The organism is Pseudomonas sp. (genome assembly GCF_050739935.1).
Lineage (GTDB): Bacteria > Pseudomonadota > Gammaproteobacteria > Pseudomonadales > Pseudomonadaceae > Aquipseudomonas.
Window position 1 is genome coordinate 18,770 of the sequence record NZ_JBOICF010000102.1, and the last position, 19,215, is coordinate 37,984.

Consider the following 19,215-nt stretch of genomic DNA (forward strand, 5'->3'; position numbering starts at 1 on the left):
GGGCTCCGCTTGCGAAATACTTGGGCCAGACGCCCATTGATAGTTGGGTTCGGGACGTCAGGCGATTTCGCGCCAGTCGAGCCCTGAATCTTGATCGGCCAATTGTAGCCAGTCCGGGTCGCACCCGAGGGTGTCGACGAAACATTGCCGGGCCAGATGCGGCAGGTTGTTCTTGCTGCTCAGGTGAGCCAGCACCAAATGTTGCAGGCCCTGCCATCCAAGCTCGTTCACCAGACCGGCGGCCTGATGATTGTTCAGATGCCCGTAATCCCCGCCCACCCGTTGTTTCAGGAAGTAGGGATATTGGCCACGCGCGAGTAGATCGCGGCAGTGGTTGGACTCGAGCATAAGAGCATCCAGGCCACGATAGCTGTCGAGCACCGACGGACAGTACGACCCCAGGTCGGTCAGCAGGCCGAAGCGTCGGCGTCCATCATTGAAGACGAACTGCGTCGGCTCCAACGCATCGTGTGCCACGGAGACCACGTCGATGCTCAGACCGCCAATTCGCACGCCCTGTCCTGCCGCCAGCCTGACGCCCGCTTCGACCGGCTTGCGCATGCCGCGCAGGGTGCCGTCGCTGAGGTAGACCGGCACATCGTAGCGCCGAGACAGCAAACCCACGCCATGCACGTGATCGGCATGTTCGTGGGTTACCAGGATGGCGCTCAACTGTTGACCGCTGACGCCCAGCCGGTCCAGTCGACGCTCGGTTTCCCGCAGGGAGAAACCGCAGTCGACCAGCACGTACGTGTCGTTGCTCGCAACCAGCGTACCGTTGCCCCGGCTGCCGCTGCCCAGAACCGCGAAGCGCACTTAACCGAGGTTGTCTTGAATGACGCTCAACACACGACGGGCGACTTCGGTCGGCGCGACGGTGTTGATGTTTTTCTCGACCGTGACCTGAACGTTGTCACCTACCTTGCTCAGGCGAACCTGATAGCGCTCGGCGCGGGCTTCTTTCTGTTCCTTGGTCTCTTCACTGCCAAACATGCGGGAGAAGAAGCCAGGCTTGTTCTCGGGCTTGTCGGCTTTTTCCGCAAGGTTGATGTAGTACAGACCCAGGCTGCGGTTGATGTCCTCAACGCGCCAGTCGCCCTGGTTGAGCGCGCGCCCTACGCTGGACCATGCGCGATCGAGGTCGGCACCGAGGTTCAGGACCGGGTTGCCGCTGCCGTCTTCACTCAGGGAAACGCGGCTTGGTGTATCGAAATCACGCGCTGCCAGCAAAGACACCGAACCGCCCTTCTCGGCAGTACGGGTAAGGCTTGCCAGCATGTCGTCGGTCAGGACCGAGTCCAGGCCGACGTTGGTGCTGCGCGACGGGAAAGCAGGCTCATCGCTGCTGCCGGCCGGGCGTTGGACGCTGACGATGTAGACTTCGCTGGTGTTGCGCTGCACACCCGGTTCGATACGAACGCGAACGCGGGTCTCGGTGCTTGCGCTGTCGCCTGTGCCATCCATGCGCTTGGCGACGGAAGCGGACAATTCGTCCATGCGCTGCCAGGTGGTGTTGAATTCACCGGTCTGCGGGCGATCTTCGGCGATGCGGAAGCCGTTGTCTTCGAAATACTGGTGAGCCACGGGCCAGACTTCGGCCGGCGCGCGCTGAGCCAGGATCCAGCGGTTGTCACCACTCTTCTGCAGGGTGTAGTCGCCGGAGTCCTGAACGGTGGACAGCGGCTGCGGACGCGGCACGTTGAACTCGCCCTTCTGGGTGTCGTCGGCGACGTTACGCGGGATCGGCAGCAGCGGGTCCAGGCGCTTGGCTTCCTGGACGCCCTCGGGCAGTTGCATCGGGGGTTTCTGGGTCGCTTCCAGGTAATCGCTGCTGCGATCACGGAAGTAACCGTCCTGACCAAACAGCCAGCTGCAGCCGCTGGTGCTGGAAATAATCAAGGCTAGTGCGGAAAGTCCGGCCAGTCGCTTCATTGCGTAGTGCTTCCTCATTAAACCAATACACCGGACTGGCGCAGGGCCTGACGCAGCGGCTCGTGGCAGGACTCACTGAGCCAGGTGAGCGGCAGACGGATACCGTCCGGCATCAAACCCATCTCATGCAGGGCCCATTTCACGGGAATAGGATTCGATTCGATGAACAGGGTCTTGTTCAGCGGCATCAGTTTTTCGTGGATTGCGCGGGCTGTGACGGCGTCACCGGCAATGGCAGCCTCGCACAGGTCGGCCATGTCACGCGGAGCGACGTTGGCGGTGACCGAGATGTTGCCCTTGCCGCCGAGCAGGATCAGCTCGACTGCAGTGGCGTCGTCGCCGGAGAAGACCAGGAAATCGCTGCTCACGCCTGCCAGGATGTCCTTGGCGCGCTGCATGTCACCGGTGGCTTCCTTGATGGCGATGATGTTCTTGATTTTGGACAGGCGGATCACGGTCTCGGCTTTCATGTCGCAGGAGGTACGACCTGGCACGTTGTAGAGGATCTGCGGGATGTCCACGGCTTCGGCGATGTGCTTGAAGTGCTGGTACAGGCCTTCCTGGGTCGGCTTGTTGTAATACGGGGTGACCAGCAGGCAGGCATCGGCACCGGCTTGCTTGGCGTTTTGCGTCAGCTCGACCGCTTCGCGGGTGGAATTGGCGCCCGTCCCGGCGATCACCGGAATGCGCCCGGCGACCTGCTTGACGACATGACGAATGACTTCGATGTGCTCATTGACGTCGAGCGTTGCAGACTCACCCGTAGTACCGACGGCAACAATGGCGTTGGTGCCCTCTTTCAGGTGAAAGTCCACCAGTTTGCTCAGGCTGTCCCAGTCAAGACGACCTTGTGCATCCATAGGTGTGACCAGTGCCACCATACTGCCCGCAATCATGCAAACCGCTCCTGCCGGAAAAAGAGAGCGGTAATGGTACTGGCGCCATGATCCTTGCACAAGGCGAGCATTCCCCTGAGCGACGGTTTTCGCTACCCTTCGGTCTTTGATCGGTACTGGTCATCTGCGCAGCTCGTTCGACTGATCGTTTTCGTCGTCGCAAACCCCGCTCCAGCCTCGCTCTCACTGGATGTGACCGCCTCACATCAACAGCGAACGGCAATGGTCCGGGTCGAAGTTGCGAGTCTTTCGATCGCCGAACCCGCCGCACAAGCCAACAATGTACCGACCGCTCATCGCTTAGGAATGCTGCATGTCGTCCATCCCCACAGTTCGCGAACAATTCCTTGTCATCAGTGCCCTTGGCGCCAACCCAATGGAGCTGACCAACGTCCTGTGCCGCGCCAGTCATGAAAACCGTTGCTCGGTGGTCAGCTCGCGCCTCACTCGCCACGGCGAATGCAGTGCCCTGATTCTGCAGGTATCCGGTAGCTGGGACGCCTTGGCGCGCCTCGAGACCGGCCTGCCGAATCTTTCCAAGAAACACGCCTTCACGGTCAACGTGGTACGCAGCGCCTCGCTGGAAAGCCGTCCGGAAGCCCTGCCCTACGTGGCGTACGTCAGCTCGGCGTATCGCCCGGACATCATCAATGAGCTGTGCCAGTTCTTCATCGATCACAACGTCGAGCTGGAAAACCTGATCTGCGACACCTATCAGGCACCACAGACCGGCGGCACGATGCTCAACGCCACCTTCACCGTGACCCTGCCGGCCGGCACCCAGATCAGCTGGTTGCGCGACCAGTTTCTGGATTTCGCCGACGCCCTCAACCTCGATGCGCTGATCGAACCATGGCGCCCGCAAGCTCCAATGTAAGGAAACCCAATGGCTGTAGAACTGGACAAACCCGTCGCCGACTTTCAGGTGCAGGCCACCAGCGAACAGGCGGTCAGTCTGTCTGCGCTGAAAGGTCAGCAAGTGGTCATTTATTTCTACCCCAAGGACAGCACGCCTGGCTGCACCACTCAAGGCCAGGGCTTCCGCGATCATCACGCCGACTTCAAGGCCGCCAACACCGTGGTCTTCGGCGTGTCCCGCGACAGCCTGAAATCCCACGAGAACTTCAAGGCCAAGCAGCAATTCCCGTTCGAGCTGATCTCGGACAAGGATGAATCGATGTGCCAGCTGTTCGACGTGATCAAGCTGAAGAAGCTGTACGGCAAGGAATACCTGGGCGTGGATCGCAGCACTTTCCTGATCGACCAGAACGGTGTGTTGCGCAAGGAATGGCGTGGCGTGAAGGTGCCGGGGCATGTGGCCGCAGTGCTGGAAGCGGCTCAGGCGCTGAACAAGGCCTGAGTCTTTCAGATCCGATGCAGTAAACACGGTCCCCTGTGGGAGCGAATTCATTCGCGAGACGGCGTTTCAGGCCATACATTTTTGTCGTCTGAAACACCTTTCGCGAATGAATTCGCTCCCACAGGCAAAGATTTCCGCGTCCGTTACAACAACGGCGCAACCGTCGGCTCATTACGTGGCCAGGCGTCGAGCACTGCCTTGCACAGCGTCGCCAGCGGGATCGCGAAGAAAATCCCCCAGAATCCCCACAGGCCACCGAACAGCAGCACCGCGCAGATGATCGCGACCGGGTGCAGGCTCACGGTCTGCGAGAACAGCAGCGGCACCAACACGTTGCCGTCCAGGGTCTGGATGATCCCGTAGACCGCCATCAGATAGATGAATTGGTCGCTCCAGCCCCATTGAAACAGCGCAATGAACGCCACCGGCACCGTTACCACGACAGCGCCGACATAGGGTACGACGACCGAAATACCCACCAGCATCGCCAGCAGCGCCGAGTAATTGAGGCCCATGGTCACGAAGGCGATGTAGGTCACCGCGCCGCAAATGAAGATCTCGATGACTTTTCCGCGAATGTAATTGGCGATCTGCCGGTTCATTTCCTCGGCAACGCGGGTAATCAGCGTACGTTCTTTCGGCAGATAGCCTCTGACCCATCGTCCAATCATCCGACGGTCCTTGAGGAAGAAGAACACCAGGATCGGCACCAGCACCAGGTAAATCATCATGTTGACCAGCAGCGGCAGACTCGACAGAGAGAAAGTCAGCGCCCACTGACCGAACTTGCCGATTTCGCCTCGCGCCGCGTCGATGGCCTGCAACACTTGCTCGTCGGACACCAAATGCGGATAGCGCTCAGGCAACAGCAGCAAAAGCGACTGCCATTTGGCGAGCATGCCCGGTAGCTCGTTAAACAAGGTGATCAGTTGATGCCAGAGCAACGGCACGAGCACCAGCAGAAACACCGCCAACGCGCCCATGAACAGCGCAAAGACCAACCCGACCGCCACCCCTTCCGGCATGCGCAAGCGTTCGAGTTGCACCACCATCCCTTGCATCAGAAACGCCAGCACCAGCCCCGCCAGCACGGGTGCAAGCATCCCGCCCAATGTCAGGACGATCGTGAACGCCAGAACCAACAGCACCGCCAGCACCACTGCCTCTTCATCCGAGAAGTAGCGTTGCATCCAGTTGCGAAGCACTTTGAACATCAGTGAACCTTTGGGGCGAAGGGGTAAAAGGCGAAAGGTAATAAACGATCAGGCCTTGCGTAACCAATACCTATAAATGCCATCGGCGGCTTCTTCATGTAACAGCGCATGGCCGGCCAGTCTGGCGAAGGTGCGGAAATCACGTTGGGAGCCGGCATCGGTAGCGGTGACTTTAAGCACCGCGCCGCTGGCCAGACGATTAAGCTCCATCTTGGCCTTGAGCAAGGGCAATGGACAATTCAGACCACTGGCGTCCAGTTCGGCGTCGCACGTCGCGGGGCGCCCTACAGCGTCAGACATCGTTTCTCTCCGGGTAGGCACATCCAATCGCACATAACTGCTCGTTGGATGAAGAAGCTTCTTACAAGTTTGCAAGAATACCCCACTCTGGTCAGCAAGCCATTGAGCCAGCTACAGTAACGACTTTCTGCCTCAGAGTTTCGTGCATGAACTTTCTGCGCCCCACACTGCTGACGCTTGCGTGCCTGCTGGCCGCTCCGGCGTTCGCAGACGATCTGCCCTCGCTTGGCGATGCCAGTTCGTCCATCGTTTCGCCGCAACAGGAGCACGATCTGGGGCGCGCATGGCTGGGGCTGTTGCGCGCGCAAGTGGCTCAGCTCTCCGATCCGCAACTCAAGGACTTCGTCGAGACCTCGGTCTATCGCCTGGCCGAAACCAGTCAAGTGCAGGACCGCCGTCTTGAGTTCATCCTGATCAACACCCCGGAAATCAATGCCTTCGCTGCCCCCGGCGGGATTATCGGGGTCAACGGCGGCCTGTTCCTACATGCCGAAACCGAAGGCGAATACGCCGCGGTACTTGCCCACGAACTCGCTCACTTGTCGCAACGCCACTTCGCCCGCGGCGTGCAGGCGCAGCAGCGCATGCAGATGCCGGTGATGGCCGCAATGCTTGCCGGTATCGTCATGGCTGCAGCGGGTGCAGGTGATGCCGGTATCGCTGCCATCGCCGGAACACAGGCGGCAGCGATTCAGGAGCAGGCCCGCTTCTCCAGGCAAAACGAAGCGGAAGCCGACCGCATCGGCATCCTCAATCTGGAAAAGGCCGGCTACGATCCGCGCAACATGCCGACCATGTTCGAGCGCCTGGCCCGCCAGTATCGCTATGACGCCAAGCCACCTGAATTCCTGATGAGTCACCCGGTGACTGAATCCCGTATTGCCGACACCCGCAACCGCGCCGAGCAGGCCAGACCGGGCGGCAAGGAAGACAGCCTGGCGTATCAGCTGATGCGTTCGAGGGTGGTGCTGATCTACGAAGAAACGCCGGGCATGGCCGCCAAACGCTTCCGCGCTCAGTTGGCCGAGAATCCGAAAAACGACGCGGCCCGTTACGGCCTGGTACTGGCGCAGACCAAGGCTGGTCAGTTGAACGAGTCCCGTGAAACGTTGAAACCGCTGCTGGACAAGGCACCGGACAACGTCACCTACAACCTGGCGGCGATCAATCTGGACATCACCAATAACCGGTTGGCCGACGCGCAGCAGCGGGTCGACCGATTGTTGAACCTTTACCCGGACGATTACCCGCTTAACCAGGCCAAGGTCGATGTGCTGCTCAAGCAGTCCAAGGCCCCTGAAGCGTTGAAGTCACTGGAAACCCTGCTCAAAAGCCGCCCTGACGACCCGGATATCTGGAACCAGGTGGCCGACACCCGCGGTCTCTCGGGCAATACCATCGGCCTGCATCAAGCGCGCGCCGAATACTTCGCCCTGATGGGCGATTTCAAGCAGGCCATTCAACAGCTGGAATTCGCCAAACGCCGGGCGAACAACAACTTCCAGCTGGCCTCAAGGATCGATGCGCGTCAGCAGGAAATCATCGCTCAAGAGCGGGCGGTTAAAGAGATGATGAATTAATCCATTTTCGACGCAGGACACCCTGTAGGAGCGAATTCATTCGCGAGACGGCGTTTCAGGCCTTACATTTCTGTCGCCTGAAACACGTTTTCGCGAATTAGTTCGCTCCCACAGGTCCCGCATCGAATCGCCGGATCAGGCGTTTCCTGAAAGCTTCAAACGCGCGGCCTGGGTGAAATCCAGCATCCGCTGCAGAGGTCGCACGGCATGGGGGATGATCGCCGGATCGACGAAGATCTCATTGGTACCTTCACGCAGGCACTGCAGGGTGCGCGCCAGCGTGTTCATCGCCATCCATGGGCAGTGCGCGCAACTGCGGCAGGCTGCGCCGTTACCGGCCGTTGGGGCTTCGATGAAGATCTTGTCCGGGCACAGCTGCTGCATCTTGTAGAAAATGCCGCGGTCGGTCGCCACGATGAAGGTCTTGTTCGGCAACGTCTGTGCGGCATTGATCAATTGGCTGGTGGAGCCCACAGCGTCGGCCAGATCGATCACCGACTCGGGCGATTCAGGGTGCACGAGAATTGCCGCATCCGGGTACAGGGCCTTCATGTCTTCCAGCTGCCGCGACTTGAATTCCTCATGAACGATGCATGCGCCATCCCACAACAGCATGTCAGCGCCCGTTTCACGCTGGATGTAGCGCCCCAGGTGTTTGTCCGGCCCCCAGATGATCTTCTCGCCGTTGTCCATCAGGCTTTCGACGATTTCCAGCGCGCAGCTGGAGGTTACGACCCAATCGGCGCGCGCCTTCACCGCAGCCGAAGTATTGGCGTAGACCACGACGGTTCGCTCCGGGTGCTTGTCACAGAACGCCGTGAACTCGTCGACCCCGCAGCCCAGATCCAGCGAGCAAGTCGCTTCCAGCGTCGGCATCAGGATGCGTTTTTCAGGGGTCAGAATCTTCGCGGTTTCACCCATGAAACGTACACCGGCGACCAGCACGGTCTTAGCCGGATGATTCTTGCCGAAACGGGCCATTTCAAGAGAGTCGGACACACAGCCGCCGGTTTCCTCCGCCAACGCCTGAATCACCGGGTCGCAATAATAATGAGCGACCAGCACCGCGTCCTGAGCCTTGAGCTCGGCAGCGATCAGGCGGCGGTATTCGGCTTCTTCTGCCGGGGTCAGTGGCTTGGGCTGCTTGGCGTCTAGGTGCGCCTGCACCAGAAGGCGTTCGGAAATCTGTGTCATGTTCGCAGGACCTGAATGCGCGTTAGCGCGAACGTCGAGTTTACACCTGAACAACAGGCAACGAATGAAGCGGGAAACCCTCACGGTCATGAAGTTTCCAGCCTTGTACACGCATCTTTGTGCATGTATCGATAAGGGTTTTGCCGCGCGCTTTCACCTCGTCCGGATCAGCCTCTGGAGACCCGGAGCGCCAGGGAGAGCAAAAGCGGCGGCGAATGTATCACGTAACCCGTTGAGCGATCACTTACCGACGGCCGCGCCTTTTAGCCAAGACGCATGGACAGCTCGACATCCTCGGCGAACGGGATGGACATGTAGCCCTGTGCAGGCGAGCGAACCCGGGCCAGATAGTCAGGCGCGTAGTCGGCGTTGTCGGCGACGATCAACGCGCCGGGCCGCAAACGGCGTTCCAGCAGGCTCAGAATCTCTGGGTACAGGGCCTTGGCGCCATCAAGCAGCACCAGATCGATGGATTCTGGCAGGTCCTGGCCCAAGGTTTTCAGGGCGTCGCCTTCGCGGATTTCCACGAGGTCGAGCAGCCCGCCGGCCTGCAGATTGTCCCGGGCCAGCGCGACTTTCGAGGATTCGAACTCGCTGGTGATCAGCAATCCGCCGCCGTTGTCACGCAAGGCCGCGGCCAAGTGCAGGGTCGAGATGCCGAAGGAGGTGCCGAACTCGACCACCGTTCGCGCCTTGCAACTGCGGGCCAGCATGTACAGCAGCGCGCCGGTGTCCCGCGATACCGCCAGCGGGAAGTCTTTCAGGCGGCCATAAAAATCCAAGTACTCGGTCTTGCTGCGCATCTGGCGTTCGAGGTCTTCGTGCGAAAGGTCGGTGAACTCGGCGCTGTTCATTGGCGACTGTTCGGCAGCGGCGGTGAACAGGCGTTCCAGCAGCGGCGCAACAGGCGGTGTGGTGAGGGTGTTCATAGGTTGTCTCCGGATTGAACGATGCGTAAATCTCAACGCCGGAATAGAATGCGATCAATCCCTCACATTTGATAATCGCATTGCCGAGGCACCATGACCGATTCCCGCAACCCCGCGATTTCCTTGCGTAAAAATCCCAAACAGGCGCGTTCCGAAGAATCGGTTTCGATCATTCTTCAGGCCGCTGTTCAGGTTTTGGCCAAGGAAGGCGCCAGCCGTTTCACCACCGCTCGGGTCGCTGAAAAAGCCGGGGTCAGCATCGGCTCGTTGTATCAGTACTTTCCCAACAAGGCGGCAATTCTGTTTCGCCTGCAAAGCGATGAATGGATCGAGACCACCGAACTGCTGACGCGCATCCTTGGCGACACGACCACGCCGCCTTTGGACCGCTTGCGTAATCTGGTGCAGACGTTCGTGCGTTCGGAGTGCGATGAAGCCGACGTGCGCATCGCCCTCGACGACGCGGCGCCGCTGTATCGCTACGCCCCCGAAGCCAGACAGGCCAAAGAGACGGGCGAAAAAGCGATCATGCTGTTCATGCAGGAAGTGTTGCCTGATGCGGACGACAGCGTGCGACAGAGGGCAGGTGACCTGATCAAGAGCACGCTGAGCGCGTTGGGCAAAGAGTTTTCGCAGACGCCACGCGGCGAAGCGGAGGTCGTTGAATACGCGCATGCCATGGCCGACATGTTCTGTGCTTATCTGGAAAAGGTCAGCCGGCTTTAAGCGCTTATCTCGGTGGCAAATTGGCCGTGTGGGAGCGAATTCATTCGCGAAAAATCGTGCTGGCGATAGCGATGGATCGGCTGTACGGACCAATCGCGAATGAATTCGCTCCCAGATGATGGCTACGTATAACGTTGAGCACTCACGGCCGAGAGGCGATCTCGTCCAGATGATCCAGCAGGTCCGCGGCATCTTCATACACCCTCAACGCACCCGCGCGTTCCAGCTCTGCGATGTCATAACCCCCGGAGAGCAGACCGATGCCGGTCGCCTTGCAACGGCGGGCCGCGAGCATGTCCCAGATCGCGTCACCGATCACCAGACAGTCTTCGATGGGCACGTCCATGCGCTCGGCGGACGCAAGGAAAAGATCAGGATCGGGTTTGCCGTATTTGACGTCGTCGCGGGTGATGAGCTTGACCTCATCGGCCTTCAACCCTAGCGCTTTCAGGTTGATCTCGGCCGTGTCACTGCCCCCGCTCGTCGCGATACACCATTGCAGGCCGCTGCTGCTCAGTTCATTGAGCAACTCGATCGCGCCCGGCAGTGCGGTGATCTGATGTTGCAGGCGCTCATAGGCTTCGGCGTGTTTGTCGCTGAGCCGCTCGGCCTGCTCTTCGCTGATATCCAGCCCGGTTTCACGAGACAGCGACTTGAGCATCAGCCCTCCGCTCATGCCGATTTTTCGGTGGATCCGCCACATCGCCAGAGCAATCCGCTCTGAATCGAGAGCTTCTTTCCAGGCGGCGACATTTTGGTAAACGCTGTCGGTCAGCGTACCGTCCAAGTCAAAGATGAACGAAGTTTTCTGGCGCATATTGTCTCTCCGCAGGTGAAGCATTCGCCGTTCTTGAAACCGACTCGGTTCAGTACGAAAACCACTAATGCTTAAAGGTACTGCTAACGGACGGATTACGAGTGGCCGCCGTTCGCGGTGCATAGAAATAACCCGATGAAAGGTTTATTTCTCCTCTTAACGTTACGGCGGTCAGACGTCCTGAACTAAAAACCTATCCGGAAACTCCGCTTATTAACCCCCCATAAACCGGAGACACCAACATGAGAGCACTTACCTACCACGGCGCCCATGATGTCAAGGTCGACACCGTTCCCGATCCCGTCATCGAAGCGGCGGATGACATCATTTTGCGGGTGACTGCGACGGCCATCTGCGGATCGGATCTGCACCTTTACAGAGGCAAGATCCCCACCGTTGAACATGGGGACATCTTCGGCCACGAATTCATGGGCATCGTCGAAGAAACCGGCTCGGCGGTCACGGCTGTTCAGCACGGCGATCGCGTCGTCATTCCGTTTGTGATTGCCTGCGGCGACTGCTTCTTCTGTCAGATGCATCTTTATGCAGCTTGCGAAACGACCAATACCGGACGCGGCGCAATCCTCAACAAAAAGGCCATCCCGCCAGGCGCTGCCTTGTTTGGCTTCAGCCACTTGTACGGCGGAATACCCGGCGGCCAGGCCGAATACGTGCGCGTCCCGAAAGCCAATACCGGCCCGTTCAAGGTGCCGGGCACGCTCTCTGACGAAAAAGTCTTGTTCCTGTCGGACATTTTGCCAACTGCGTATCAGGCGGTGACCAACACCGGCATCGGGCAAGGTTCGAGCATCGCGATTTATGGCGCCGGCCCCGTCGGTCTGCTCTGCGCAGCCGTGGCCAAAATGCTCGGTGCCGAACGTATCTTCATGGTCGATCATCACCCCTATCGTCTCGCCTATGCCCAACAAACCTATAGCGTCATTCCCATCAACTTCGATGAGGATGATGATCCCGCTGACACGATCATTCGGCAGACCCCAGGCATGCGCGGCGTTGATGGTGTTGTCGATGCCGTGGGCTTCGAAGCCAAGGGCAGCACCACCGAGACTATCCTGGCGACGCTCAAGCTCGAAGGCAGCAGCGGCAAAGCCCTGCGTCAGTGCATCGCCGCGGTACGTCGCGGCGGCACGGTGAGTGTCCCTGGCGTCTACGCAGGTTTCATCCATGGTTTCCTGTTCGGCGATGCCTTCGATAAGGGGCTGACCTTCAAGATGGGGCAAACCCACGTTCAGCGCTTCCTACCTGAACTGCTCGAACACATCGAGGCTGGCCGCTTGTTACCCGAAGCCATCATCACCCACCGCATGTCACTGGAACAGGCGGCTGAGGGCTACAAGATTTTCGACAAAAAACAAGAGGACTGCCGCAAGGTCATCCTGACGCCGGGCAGCAGTGATATCCCTGTCGTGGAGACGGAAGCCGTCGAGGGCGTACCTGCCGTCTAAGGGGCATCACTATTCAATTACGACATACCCGCTTGTGCGTCGCTGCTGACGTACAAGTGGGTAGCCGCTTAATGAAACGCTGAGAGACGTCACCGTGGCTGCACATACCGATCTACCGGCACCGCTCCTTGAGCATGGCGCGGCCGCAATGCTTTTCGACGGCACCTGCAAACTGTGTAACGGTTGGGCAGAATTCGTTATCCGTCATGACCGCGACCATCGTATTCAACTGGTGACGGTGCAGTCGCCAGAAGGTCAGCAACTTCTGAAGTGGGCCGGATTACCCACTGATCGATTCAACACAATTGTCTTGATTGCGGATAACCATTTCAGCATTCGCTCCGAGGCCATGTTCAAGATCCTTGAAATCATGCCTGTACCCTGGCGTTGGCTAACTCTGGCGCGGGTCATTCCGGGGGCGTTCCGAGACTGGCTTTATGATCGGATAGCACTGAACCGCTATCGGTTGTTTGGCAGATACGATGCGTGTCGCGTACCGCCGCCGGATCATGACAACCGTTATTTGGAAGCTGATCAATGACATGACCAGCTTGGTGCCCACTGCTGCCGAAGACGCGGCAAACCCTCACTATCAAAATGCGGCGCAACTGACGTGGCGCCAAGGGCTGAGTCAGGCCTCTCCATGCCGTCAATCCGAAATGCCTGAACTAAATACCCCCTAGCCTGCTCCGCTACTTAACGGCGAATAAAACCATGAGAGTTCTCGCTTGCAATTGAGCCCATGGCCTAAAAGTCCGCTTTGCAATTGGAGGTGTGAAATGGAAACGACATTCTTTTGGGTGGCGTTAGCGGTAATAGTACTTTTGGTTGACCTGTGGGCCATTGCCAACGTCTGGCATACGACCAAATCCTCAGGCACCAAAGCCGGCTGGACGGTTTTGATATTGGTGCTGCCGGTGATTGGCCTGATAGTTTGGGGTATCGCCGGGCCACGCGGCGTTGCAATTCCACCGACCTCCAAAGAGCACAGCAAGGGTTGACTTCAGCAGAGCGTTTGTCCATGAATCGAAGACAGACGCTTTCCCTTGCGCAACCAGCACTAGACCTTTCTGGCAAGCTGACGCAGAAACTCAAGTACGTGGCGTTCACCGCCGCACTCCCAGACGTCCACATGCCCTGCTCCTGGGATAACGACGAGCTGGCGAGGGCTATTCGCGGCGGCATGAAGTTGTTCGAAATGAGAGGGAGGAATGACTCGGTCTTCATCCCCGCCGTAAATCAATAGCGGAACATGAACATGACCTATCTTTGACAGGCTGTCGTAGCGATCCATAGTCAAGCGCTCCACCGGAAGCCAGGGAAGCCGCGTTTTTGCAACTGCCACGATGGAAGTGAATGGCGCTTCCAGAATCAGGCCCGCGCAGCGCCGCTCAGCAGCCAAATGCACCGCTACGCCGCTGCCCAGAGAATAGCCATGAATCACAACAGGAACGCCTGCACTTTCCATCAAATCCAGCGCCGCTCGACCGTCGGCATACAGACCCTGTTCGCTGGGTCGACCGGGATTACCAGCGAATCCCCGGTATTCGACTTGAAGAACGCCATAACCTTCGTCGACAAGCCGTTCGGCGATGACCGAACGATTTCGCAAGTCCTCGCCATTGCCGTGCAGCAGTAGAACGCACAGCGACGTATTGACCTGCGGTGGGCAATACCGGCACGCAAGTCCGAGTCCATCGGCAGTCACCACTGAGACCCAGACAAAGCGCTGATCAAAATCCAGAGGTTGCGCCACAGTACTGCGTTCACCCGGGTACACAAGGCGTCCCTGCAGCCAATAAAGCGCTATCAGGCCCGCCAGGTAAAGCACCAGAATAGCGCCACCGATCGCTGCAACCAGATACGTCACGCGTCTCAAACGCCGTGACTGTTGAGCACACGCATCTTGATACCCCAAGGCTCGCCATGACGCTGTAATGCTGGCTCGAAAAAATCCAGGCTCATCGGCAAGGGTGACTGAAAACGGGGTTTCAACTGCTGCAAATCCCTGGCGAAGCGAGTGAAGGTGGCAAAGTCGCGAGGGTAGCGATTGGCGTCCACGCCTATCAGACGAGTAACGCCTGCTGCCTTGCTCAACGCCTGCTGCCAACGTTGCATCGTGGCCAGACCCACACCTTCGGTGCCATGGGAAAACAGCATCAAATCGACTTCATCGAATCCCTCCGTCTGCGTGAGGTAGCGCTCGAGCAGCGCGGCAGAGGGTTCCACACCGAAAAGCAGCCATAACGGGACAGCTCGCAGCGCCAAGGTTGTATGAGGGTCGCTGAGCAAGAAACTGTCGACCAGCAGACGTTTTGTTTCTACTCCCTGTTCGGCGTACCACTGCTTGTATATCTCGGCCGTCGGCACACTCAGCGCCTCTGGTTCCACATAGCTTATTTCCACAAGACGCCATTGACGCTGTTCAGCCAACTCCCGCAGATCTTCCAATAATGCAGGATCAAATCCCCATTCGGCCTCAGGTGCCATTTCGGTTGCTCGCGGAGGCTCCCAGCGTGTCCGGGGAATGCCATAGCGTCCCAGATATTCAGCGACCCGCGCGGAGCCATCAAAGTACTCCGCTTCAGTCGCCCCGCCCGTAGCACCGAACTGGAAGACCGAGCGTGTGCCTGTACGCGTGACCGGCCATTGACGATCGCAGCGGTTCACATACAACGTGGCGCCGCGGGGCAGATTGCGCAGCAGAAACTCTCGGTAAGCGAGGGGCAGACGCTGAAACTTCAATCTGAAATAGGTCATCTGCTGGAGCATCAGGCGGTCCTGATTCGGATCGTGCATGTGATGCACCGCAATACGAGGATCGGCGTCCAGCAGGTTCGTTACGGTGCCCAATCCCTCTTCGAAGGCTCGCTGCGCGTAATCGGGATCGTTGCCCAGCGCACGTACCGGGCATAGAAAGGTTTGCGGCAGCCAAGGGATTTTCATCGCCGCCGCCAGATGGATCATCGCGCCGTTCGAGGAGCCGATGAAGGCAGCCGGATAATGTCGGTCGGCGTATTGGCCGGTCACCCACTCGCTGATCGCTTCAAAATCCAGCTGGCTGGCACGCCGCCGACCAATGCCTTCAGCCATGCCACCGAATGCGTAAATCCGTTCCCGTGATTTGCGCGGCATCCCGTTGAGTAAAAGCATGAGTTTATCGACGACGGGCGATTGGCTCGGGCTGGTGAATGGCTCGTCATTCAAAGCGCTTGCCAGAGCCTGCACCATCGCGGCGGCTGAATCGAAACGGGCGATGCCCCGTGGTGGGCGGCTCATTTTTCAAGTCCACGTTGGCGTTCATGGCCTTGCAGAAAGCTGTCGACGGCCTGGGCGAAACTCAGTGGGTACACATAATTCATGGTATGGGTTGCGCCTTCAATCAAGAGAATCCGGCCGTCAGGCAGCAAATCGCACGCCCGGTTTGCCCAGTGATGTGGCACTACGGGATCGCGACTGCCTTGCAAGATCAAACAAGGTGACTGAACAAGAGGCAGGCGTGTTTCGATCCGGTCGCGAATCAGTCTGAACATGCTGCTCAGGGCGCGACAGGGACCTGCCTTGGCATAATCGACACGACCGATGCTGGCACTGGATCTCTGCTGCTCGCGGCGGCCATTGAGAATGTCGCGGCCTATCTGGCGCAGAAGAGTTCGTGCTTGCGGATCGACCGTCAGCCCCTGAAGTACCAGACGCTCAACGCTCGAAGGATGTCGCACCGCGAGCATCGTCAGCACCTGGCAACCAAACGAATTACCGATGAAAGAGGCTTTGTCCAGGCCCATCGCGCCAAGCCACAGGAAAAGTGCATCGCTCAGGTTTTCGATACTTAATGCCCTACGGGGTGAGCCTTTTACGCTCTCACCATAGCCCGGCAAGTCTGGCGCAAGAACACGATACCCATTTGCAGCCAAGGCGAGTGCCAGTGGTTCCATATAACGACTGGAAATGACCAGACCATGCACCAGTACCACCACCGGGGCGCTCTCATCGCCAACGCTGCGGGTAAAAATTCGCCAGAGGCCGGCCTGTATGTATTCACCCTTGATTCCCAGTTCGAGGCTTTTTTCACTCACTGCGGGCGTGCGAGCCAAATGGCGATAACCGCGAACGCCCGCAACCGCAAGAACCCCTGCAGCGGCACCGGCTAAAATCCAGGGCAGGCGCCAATGTCGTGATTGCTTCATGGCTTTTCACCGTTTTGAATTGCCGTTGCGATGAACTGCCCAGCGCGACATCGTGGCAGCGTGATAGAAGAGGTTTTCTTCTGGCAGGTCAAAACAACGCGCCCTTGGCATCACGCATGAAGATCTCCACTGTTTTCGGGCCGATGCCTTCGAAGGCTCCAAGGCGCGCTTCGAAGTCCGCTCTGTCTTCACTGTCTTTGCGAATGTTGGCTATCTTCCCGCCATATTCCTCGTTCAGCTTCTTGCTCAACTTCAGCAGACGCTCAGCAGTGGATTCGTCATAGCGCGCATAGCCGCCCTCGCCCAACATTTTCACCAGTTCGGCGTGCGTGCAAGCGCCCAGTTTTCGAGGCGTATCACGCTGATGCTTTTCGACGATCACCTTGTAGGTCTCGGCGGCAATCTCCGAGCGGATTCGCTTTCCCATCAGAAAACTGGCGATTAACCATTTGAACAGTGCATGTTCATCATCTTTCTCCACACGAATGTTCAGGTCCGCGGCGCTGATACTCTTGTTCATGGCTCACCTCCTCGGCGGCAATGCAAATGCCTCAACGTAATCGCTCATAGGTCTCATCGGGTGAGGCAATGTCGAGCGCTTTGGCTGTCAACTCTGTCTGTCGACAGCCATCGAGACGCTTATTTTTTCGATCCGCCAGGCAGAACTGCGCCTAGCACCTGCTTGGCGGTTTGCACGATCACTCCCGCCTCATCGGGATCGCCCTGGAACAGCGTCGAAGCGAATTTTTTCGCCTGCTCCAGTTTGATGTGCGGTGGGAGCGGCGGCACGTTGGGATCGGTCTTGAATTCGATCAGCACCGGAACATCAGAGGCCAATGCTCTTTCCCAGGCATCTGCCACCGCGTCCTCGCTATCCACGAAAATGCCCTTGAGGCCTATGGAAATGGCGAAAAGGTGGTATGGGACATCCGGGATATTCTGCGACGCCTCAAATTTAGGATCACCTTCCATCACCCGCTGCTCCCAGGTCACCTGGTTGAGATCTTCATTGTTGAATACCGCACAGATCCACTTAGGACTTTTCCACTGCCTCCAGTACTTCGCGACCGTGATCAGCTCAGCCATGTTGTTCATTTGCATGGCGCCATCACCCACCAACGCAATGACGGGACGGTCTGGAAAGGCGAATTTGGCAGCGATCGCGTACGGCACCGCTGCGCCCATGGACGCCAACCCACCGGAGAGCGAGCACTTCATGCCTGGACGAATCTTCAGGTCCCGCGCATACCAGTTGGCGCACGAGCCTGAATCGCTGGTAATGATTGAGGCGTCGGGCAGACGGGGCGAAAGTTCGAATACCACGCGTTGCGGATTGATCGGGTCGGCCTTGGTCAGAGCGCGTTTCTCCAGCGTCTTGTCCCAACTGGCTCGCCACCCCTCCACTTTCTTGCGCCATTTGCGTTGTGTCTTTTGATGCACCAACGAGGTGAGTGCCTTGAGGGTCTCGCCCGCATCCCCGACCAGATTGACTTCCATGGGGTAGCGCAGGCTGAGCATGTCCGGCTGCAGATCAATCTGTACGCCTCGCGCCTGACCTTCTTTCGGCAGAAATTCAGAGTAAGGAAAGCCGGAACCAATCATCAGCAAGGTGTCGCACTCGGTCATCAGCTTGTAGCTCGGCTCCGTACCAAGCAGCCCTATGCTTCCGGTCACCCATGGCAATTCATCCGGCAATACGGCTTTGCCCAGTAGCGCCTTAGCCACGCCAGCGCCGAGCTTCTCCGCAAGCTCGACCACAACCTCAGTCGCCCCCAACGCGCCCGCACCCACGAGGATTGCGACCTTTTCACCCGCATTGAGCACATCTGCCGCGCGTTGCAGGTCAGCTTCGTAGGGCATGATTTTCGGCTTGCTGTAGCCGACACCAGAATGGACAGTCCCATGTGCCCTGGCGGGCTCCTTGTATTCTGCTTCTTGCAAGTCGTTTGGCAGGATGATCGCCGTCACTCGGCGCTCGCCGACAGCGGTTCGAACCGCCCGGTCGATGAGATGACGAACCTGGGCAGGGGATGACGCCTGTTGTACGAATGCACCTGCAACGTCCTTGAACATCGAGACCAGATCCAGCTCTTGCTGATAATGGCCGCCAAGCGCGTTTCTGGCCTGTTGCCCCACGATAGCCAACACCGGCATGTGATCCATGCGCGCATCGTAGAGGCCGGTAATCAGATGTGAGGCGCCTGGGCCGGATGTTGCAATGCAGACGCCAAGCTCACCGGTGAATTTGGCATGCGCGGATGCCATGAACGCCGCCATCTCTTCATGCCTGGCCTGGACGAATTCGATTTTGCCGTCCGCACGACTCAGCGCACCGAACACGCCGTTGATACCGTCACCGGGGTAGCCAAAAATCCGCGTCACACCCCATTCACTCAGTCTCTCGACCAGAAAATCTCCCACCGTCCTCATCGCCGTCGTCCTCGCGTGTCGTTTGGGTTGGTGCGTCGTCAAGGCACGTCTGATTGACGGTCCTTGAGATGTAAGTGTCTGGACAATAGGGCTGACTTCGAAGTTTCGAACAAGTCAGCAGAAGCTGCGGATTAACCAAGTCTCTTTGGCGCTGAATAAGGGAACAGTTGCTGGCCCAAAACCC

At 58.5% G+C, this 19,215-nt stretch carries 20 protein-coding genes; 7 read left to right on the plus strand and 13 right to left on the minus strand.

Features of this window, described 5'->3' with window-relative positions:
- Window positions 1–57: 57 nt before the first annotated feature.
- From ACRER8_RS20210 to dapA, 3 genes are read right to left on the minus strand one after another with little or no spacing between them, the layout of a single operon-like run.
- Window positions 58–816 (minus strand): MBL fold metallo-hydrolase, encoded by a 759-nt coding sequence (locus ACRER8_RS20210; RefSeq protein WP_431747974.1) that lies wholly within the window; start codon window positions 814–816, stop codon window positions 58–60.
- Window positions 817–1,932 carry an outer membrane protein assembly factor BamC gene (bamC, locus tag ACRER8_RS20215; RefSeq protein ID WP_431747975.1) on the minus strand — a complete coding sequence of 372 codons (1,116 nt, stop codon included), beginning with the start codon at window positions 1,930–1,932 and terminating at the stop codon, window positions 817–819.
- Between the two features lie 17 nt (window positions 1,933–1,949).
- Complete coding sequence (gene dapA, locus ACRER8_RS20220; RefSeq protein WP_431747976.1) at window positions 1,950–2,828, minus strand: 4-hydroxy-tetrahydrodipicolinate synthase; 879 nt, start codon at window positions 2,826–2,828, stop codon at window positions 1,950–1,952.
- A 313-nt stretch (window positions 2,829–3,141) separates the two neighbouring features.
- Here dapA and ACRER8_RS20225 point away from each other — a divergent pair, with 313 nt between their 5' ends.
- Window positions 3,142–3,705, plus strand: a complete 564-nt coding sequence (locus ACRER8_RS20225) for a glycine cleavage system protein R (RefSeq protein ID WP_296254196.1) — start codon at window positions 3,142–3,144, stop codon at window positions 3,703–3,705.
- Window positions 3,706–3,714: 9 nt separating this feature from the next.
- Window positions 3,715–4,188 carry a peroxiredoxin gene (locus tag ACRER8_RS20230; protein ID WP_431747977.1) on the plus strand — a complete coding sequence of 158 codons (474 nt, stop codon included), beginning with the start codon at window positions 3,715–3,717 and terminating at the stop codon, window positions 4,186–4,188.
- A gap of 143 nt (window positions 4,189–4,331) precedes the next feature.
- Here the strand turns inward: ACRER8_RS20230 and ACRER8_RS20235 are convergent, their stop codons facing one another.
- Complete coding sequence (locus ACRER8_RS20235) at window positions 4,332–5,402, minus strand: AI-2E family transporter (RefSeq protein ID WP_431747978.1); 1,071 nt, start codon at window positions 5,400–5,402, stop codon at window positions 4,332–4,334.
- Between the two features lie 48 nt (window positions 5,403–5,450).
- The gene (locus ACRER8_RS20240) at window positions 5,451–5,702 is read right to left on the minus strand and encodes a sulfurtransferase TusA family protein (protein ID WP_431747979.1); all 252 of its coding nucleotides are present in this window, start codon (window positions 5,700–5,702) and stop codon (window positions 5,451–5,453) included.
- Between the two features lie 146 nt (window positions 5,703–5,848).
- Here ACRER8_RS20240 and ACRER8_RS20245 point away from each other — a divergent pair, with 146 nt between their 5' ends.
- A complete protein-coding gene (locus tag ACRER8_RS20245; RefSeq protein WP_431747980.1) occupies window positions 5,849–7,282 on the plus strand; it encodes a M48 family metalloprotease in 1,434 nt (477 codons plus the stop codon).
- A 135-nt stretch (window positions 7,283–7,417) separates the two neighbouring features.
- Here the strand turns inward: ACRER8_RS20245 and nadA are convergent, their stop codons facing one another.
- Window positions 7,418–8,476, minus strand: a complete 1,059-nt coding sequence (gene nadA, locus ACRER8_RS20250; protein ID WP_431747981.1) for a quinolinate synthase NadA — start codon at window positions 8,474–8,476, stop codon at window positions 7,418–7,420.
- 263 nt (window positions 8,477–8,739) lie between these two features.
- Window positions 8,740–9,405, minus strand: a complete 666-nt coding sequence (locus tag ACRER8_RS20255; RefSeq protein ID WP_431747982.1) for an O-methyltransferase — start codon at window positions 9,403–9,405, stop codon at window positions 8,740–8,742.
- Window positions 9,406–9,498: 93 nt separating this feature from the next.
- On the opposite strand from ACRER8_RS20255, the gene ACRER8_RS20260 reads away from it, so the two are divergent.
- Window positions 9,499–10,131 carry a TetR family transcriptional regulator gene (locus ACRER8_RS20260; RefSeq protein ID WP_431747983.1) on the plus strand — a complete coding sequence of 211 codons (633 nt, stop codon included), beginning with the start codon at window positions 9,499–9,501 and terminating at the stop codon, window positions 10,129–10,131.
- 142 nt (window positions 10,132–10,273) lie between these two features.
- On the opposite strand, the gene ACRER8_RS20265 is transcribed toward ACRER8_RS20260, so the two are convergent.
- Complete coding sequence (locus tag ACRER8_RS20265; protein ID WP_431747984.1) at window positions 10,274–10,948, minus strand: HAD family hydrolase; 675 nt, start codon at window positions 10,946–10,948, stop codon at window positions 10,274–10,276.
- Between the two features lie 242 nt (window positions 10,949–11,190).
- Here ACRER8_RS20265 and ACRER8_RS20270 point away from each other — a divergent pair, with 242 nt between their 5' ends.
- From ACRER8_RS20270 to ACRER8_RS20280, 3 genes are all read left to right on the plus strand, one after another.
- Window positions 11,191–12,414, plus strand: coding sequence for a zinc-dependent alcohol dehydrogenase (locus ACRER8_RS20270; protein WP_431747985.1), 1,224 nt, complete (start codon window positions 11,191–11,193; stop codon window positions 12,412–12,414).
- 148 nt (window positions 12,415–12,562) lie between these two features.
- On the plus strand, window positions 12,563–12,955 hold the full coding sequence (locus ACRER8_RS20275) for a thiol-disulfide oxidoreductase DCC family protein (RefSeq protein WP_431748029.1): 393 nt from the start codon (window positions 12,563–12,565) through the stop codon (window positions 12,953–12,955).
- 238 nt (window positions 12,956–13,193) lie between these two features.
- Window positions 13,194–13,415 (plus strand): PLD nuclease N-terminal domain-containing protein, encoded by a 222-nt coding sequence (locus ACRER8_RS20280; protein ID WP_431747986.1) that lies wholly within the window; start codon window positions 13,194–13,196, stop codon window positions 13,413–13,415.
- A gap of 59 nt (window positions 13,416–13,474) precedes the next feature.
- On the opposite strand, the gene ACRER8_RS20285 is transcribed toward ACRER8_RS20280, so the two are convergent.
- The 5 genes from ACRER8_RS20285 to ACRER8_RS20305 all read right to left on the minus strand — a co-directional run bounded on the left by ACRER8_RS20285 (window position 13,475) and on the right by ACRER8_RS20305 (window position 19,031).
- A complete protein-coding gene (locus ACRER8_RS20285) occupies window positions 13,475–14,284 on the minus strand; it encodes an alpha/beta hydrolase (RefSeq protein ID WP_431747987.1) in 810 nt (269 codons plus the stop codon).
- A gap of 5 nt (window positions 14,285–14,289) precedes the next feature.
- Window positions 14,290–15,693 (minus strand): hypothetical protein, encoded by a 1,404-nt coding sequence (locus tag ACRER8_RS20290; RefSeq protein WP_431747988.1) that lies wholly within the window; start codon window positions 15,691–15,693, stop codon window positions 14,290–14,292.
- A complete protein-coding gene (locus ACRER8_RS20295) occupies window positions 15,690–16,601 on the minus strand; it encodes an alpha/beta fold hydrolase (RefSeq protein ID WP_431747989.1) in 912 nt (303 codons plus the stop codon). The genes ACRER8_RS20290 and ACRER8_RS20295 overlap by 4 nt, the downstream gene beginning before the upstream one ends.
- 88 nt (window positions 16,602–16,689) lie before the next feature.
- A complete protein-coding gene (locus ACRER8_RS20300; protein WP_431747990.1) occupies window positions 16,690–17,121 on the minus strand; it encodes a DNA methylase in 432 nt (143 codons plus the stop codon).
- A 119-nt stretch (window positions 17,122–17,240) separates the two neighbouring features.
- Complete coding sequence (locus ACRER8_RS20305; RefSeq protein ID WP_431747991.1) at window positions 17,241–19,031, minus strand: thiamine pyrophosphate-requiring protein; 1,791 nt, start codon at window positions 19,029–19,031, stop codon at window positions 17,241–17,243.
- Between the last annotated feature and the right edge of the window lie 184 nt (window positions 19,032–19,215).